Origin of the sequence: Sneathiella sp., assembly GCF_029233945.1 — a bacterium.
GTDB lineage: Bacteria > Pseudomonadota > Alphaproteobacteria > Sneathiellales > Sneathiellaceae > Sneathiella.
Window position 1 is genome coordinate 30,147 of record NZ_JARGOQ010000040.1, and the last position, 3,887, is coordinate 34,033.

Consider the following 3,887-nt stretch of genomic DNA (forward strand, 5'->3'; position numbering starts at 1 on the left):
CCTTGAGAACAGCGTCTTTCGGTACGTCGGCATCCTTGAGACGTTGGCGCATTTCGAGCGCGATGGCATGGCTTGAGCGGTCGCGTTCGCCCTTGGGCGACAGGTTCACCGCGACCTGTCCCTGTTCGGGATTGGAGCGCAGATAATAATGACGCACCAACCCATTAAAATCGAAGGGCAGGGCCGTACCAGCATAGGTCTGGAACGAGACGATTTCGGGAACGGCGGCCAGCCGGTCGACTATTATCTGGAGTGTGCGGTTCGTATCTTCGACAGATGAACCTTTCGGCAGGTCGAGGACGACCTGAAGGTCCGACTTGTTATCGAAGGGCAGAAGCTTGACCGTCACATCTCTGGTATAGAAAAGACCGAGCGACGCCAGGGTGGTGAAACCGACAATCAGAAGGAATATCCATGAACGCTGACGGGTGCGGAGGACTGGCCGGGCGGTTGCAACATAGAGCCGACCGAGCAAACCGCCGCCAGCCGTCGAATGGTCGTGGGCCGCGATGGCGTGAGCCCCGCCGATCTTGAGCATCAGCCAGGGCGTCAGCACGACGGCGACAAAGAAAGAAAACAGCATCGCAGCGGAGGCAACAGCCGGGATCGGACTCATATAGGGGCCCATCATGCCGGAAACGAAGAGCATGGGCAGAAGGGCGACAACCACTGTCAATGTGGCAATGATCGTAGGATTGCCAACTTCGGAGACCGCATCGATGGCTGCCTGTGCACGCGATCGGTCGTCATCCATCGTCCAGTGACGGGCGATGTTTTCAATCACGACGATGGCGTCGTCGACCAGAATGCCTATGGAAAAGATTAACGCAAACAGGCTAACACGGTTCAATGTGTAGCCCATAAGGTGGGCGGCAAACAGCGTCAGCAGGATTGTCGTCGGGATAACAACCGCTACCACCAGCGCCGCGCGCCAACCAATGGCGATGGCAACCAGCACGACGATCGATACTGTTGCGAGCCCCAGATGGAAGAGCAGTTCGTTTGCCTTCTCATTTGCTGTTTCTCCGTAGTTGCGTGTGACGGTCATCTCCACGTCCTCGGGGAAGATCTGGCCGCGCACTTGTTCCAGGCGCTTAACGATATCATTGGCGATGACGACGGCGTTGGTACCCGGACGCTTGGCGATCGCCAGCGAGACCGCAGGTGCGCGGGCAAGCCCGGAATCTGTCTTGCGAATATCCGTCACTCTGTTCTCGGCCGGTGCGGTTGCAAGGACTACCTTTGCGACGTCGCGGACATAGACCGGCCTTCCATCGCGGGCGGTGAGCAGGAGATTGCCGATCTGTGACATTTCCTGCAAGGTTTGGCCCGCGATTAGGGCATGTTGCCCGCCCTCATCGCGGATCAGGCCAAGACGGAACGAGCGGTTGGCACCTTCAATCTTTGCGGCAAGTTGCTGCAATGTGATCCCGTAAAGCGAGAGCTTTTCCGGGTCGGGTTCGATCCGGAATTCTTCGGGCTGTTCGCCAATGATATAGGTGAGACCAATATCCGGAAGCTTTGAGACTTCGGTCTGCAGTTCATGTGCGATCCGCGTCAGTCCGTTCGCCGTCCAGCGGGAGGCCGCTTCCGGCGTTGGCCGCAATGTGGCGACGACGATTGCCACGTCATTGATGCCGCGCCCGACGATCAGTGGCTCGGGAATGCCGACCGGGATGCGACCCATGTTGGCGCGGATTTTCTCGTGGACTCTCAGGATAGCAACATCCGCATTGGTGCCAACGTCGAATCGCGCCGTGACAAGGGTGCCATCGTCCTCGGTCTGGGAATAGACATGTTCGATGCCGTCGATGCTCTTGATGATCGTCTCAAGCGGTTCGGTGACGAGCTTTACAGCGTCTTCCGCCTTCAGGCCGTTCGCGTTGACATGGATATCGACCATCGGCACGGAGATCTGCGGTTCCTCTTCGCGCGGCAGGGTGACGAGTGCAATCAGACCCAGCGCAAGCGCCGCCAATAAAAACAGTGGCGTGAGCGGAGACGTGATGAAGGCACGGGTGAGGCTGCCGGCGATTCCAAGCTTCATGGTAATATAACCCGGTCGCCGTCTTGCAGGCCTGTCAGTACCTCAATGCGTTTTGCGCCGTCTTCATCGAAGGGTTCGCCCAGGATCACAGCCACGTCCGTGCTGCCATCGGGCGTGGCGACGTGCACATAATCAACGCCGTGCAGCGTGTGAACCGCCTCAGGCGGAACGGAGAGAACGGTGCGCTTGCCGACCGGGATTGACACCAGCATGCGTTCGTTGACGAAATAGTCTCCGATTCCAGAGACCTCGACGTCTGCGATTACACGCCCGTTTATAATTTCGGGATAGATCTTGACGAGTCGCCCGGGACGGACAGTGACGGTCTGATCGGGCGATTGCGCCAATCCCCGTTCGCCGACAAGAACTTCGGTCCCCTCTACGATTTCCGCTGCGTGCCGTTCCGGTAGCGACAGACGCAGGTAGTAGGGACCTGGCGCGATGCGGGCGATTTCCTCGCCAGGAAGGATGACGGAGCCAAGCGTTACCGGAACCGTGAGGACCCGACCAGCGGCCGGGGCGAAGACCGTGCCTTCCTGCGCGCTCTGCTCGACAACGGCCTTGTCGGCCTTTGCTGCGGCGACCTGTTTGCTCGCAACTTCGAACTGCGTTCTGGCTTGGTCCAGCCGTGTTTGAGTTCCCGTGCCCGCCGCCCGTAGTTGTTTCGATCGTTCCAGCTCAGTCCGCGCGTACACCAGTTGGGAGTCGAGCGCTTCAATCCTGGCGTCAAGGGCCTGGAGTTGAAGCGCAAGCTTGTCATCGACCACCACGGCAACGGCTTCGCCCTTCTTGACGACATCGCCCTGACTAATGCGGATTTCGCGGATGGATCCGCCAATGCGCGCGCGCGCCGGTATCACGATGCGGCTTTCCACCTGGCCAAAAACGGCCTTCATTTCAGGAATCGTCTCGGCCTTGACGGTAAATTCGGCCGCCCGCGCACCGTGAGCGGCAAAAAGCAACGATATAACGAGGGTGGCTTGTAGAAATCGGAAAGATGACCGAAGCATGGAAGGCGTACCTTTCATAGGCAGCATCGCGCGAAATCGCGCCTTAAGTTATAAAACGGAGAAGTGTACGGTCTACTTGAACGCGACCCCAGTCTTGCATCCAAGACTCTTGAACACCATGGCTGCCGGACAGAAACCCGTAACCGAAGCCTGGATGAGGTTCACGCCGACAAAGGCTGTTAGAAGAAACCACCAAGGTGAAATGTAGTAGCCGAGTGCCAAGGAAGCGAGAATCATAAACCCCGCGAACATCATGACGGCGCGATCAATTGTCATTTTTATCTCCTCTTTCTATTTAATTATGTTCCACATCCGCAGGCCTCGATCATGCTGAGAGATCGAAACCTTCGTATTGGCATGTCTTTTTTCTCTATCCCTCTTGCATATAACATTCAAATATTATAAATTCAAGATTATGAATGTAAAAAATATGATTGCATCTGCGGAAGCAGCGGCCAAGCTGATGCGTAGCCTATCGCACCCCCAGCGCCTTCTCGTGCTTTGTGCTTTGGTGGAAGGGGAGAAGTCGGTTGCCAAGTTGCGTCAGGAGCTTGGGATCGAGCAGGTGCCAATGTCACAGCAACTCATACGGCTGAGATCGGACGGGCTTGTCAAATCGCGCCGTGAGGGAACGACGGTTCACTATAGAATTGCTTCCCATGAAGTGTTCGCCGTCGTCGAAGCGCTCCACTCTTCCTTTTGCGAGCCATCGCCGCCGGATGAGCAATTATGTTGCGATGACGTAGATGATTGACGTTACGCAGCGATCCTATGGGCGTGGTGACAGCATTCGTTTGTTCTGTGATGGACCCTTTGTTCAGGACGTGATC

At 56.9% G+C, this 3,887-nt stretch carries 4 protein-coding genes; 1 reads left to right on the forward strand and 3 read right to left on the reverse strand.

Annotated features, from left to right (window positions below):
• From P1U71_RS13025 to P1U71_RS13035, 3 genes are all read right to left on the reverse strand, one after another.
• Positions 1–2,047, reverse strand: a 2,047-nt coding sequence (locus P1U71_RS13025) for an efflux RND transporter permease subunit (protein WP_301106045.1), incomplete at its 3' end; no start/stop codon positions are given.
• The gene (locus P1U71_RS13030) at positions 2,044–3,057 is read right to left on the reverse strand and encodes an efflux RND transporter periplasmic adaptor subunit (protein ID WP_301106046.1); all 1,014 of its coding nucleotides are present in this window, start codon (positions 3,055–3,057) and stop codon (positions 2,044–2,046) included. The genes P1U71_RS13025 and P1U71_RS13030, both read right to left, overlap by 4 nt.
• A gap of 72 nt (positions 3,058–3,129) precedes the next feature.
• Complete coding sequence (locus P1U71_RS13035) at positions 3,130–3,333, reverse strand: DUF2892 domain-containing protein (RefSeq protein ID WP_301106047.1); 204 nt, start codon at positions 3,331–3,333, stop codon at positions 3,130–3,132.
• Between the two features lie 154 nt (positions 3,334–3,487).
• Here P1U71_RS13035 and P1U71_RS13040 point away from each other — a divergent pair, with 154 nt between their 5' ends.
• A complete protein-coding gene (locus P1U71_RS13040) occupies positions 3,488–3,811 on the forward strand; it encodes a helix-turn-helix transcriptional regulator (protein WP_301106048.1) in 324 nt (107 codons plus the stop codon).
• Positions 3,812–3,887 lie beyond the last annotated feature (76 nt).

Coding starts and splice junctions, on each gene's coding strand:
- P1U71_RS13040 (WP_301106048.1), top strand. CDS start 3,488: ATGATTGCATCTGCGGAAGCAGCGGCCAAGCTGATGCGTAGCCTATCG.
- P1U71_RS13030 (WP_301106046.1), bottom strand. CDS start 3,057: ATGCTTCGGTCATCTTTCCGATTTCTACAAGCCACCCTCGTTATATCG.
- P1U71_RS13035 (WP_301106047.1), bottom strand. CDS start 3,333: ATGACAATTGATCGCGCCGTCATGATGTTCGCGGGGTTTATGATTCTC.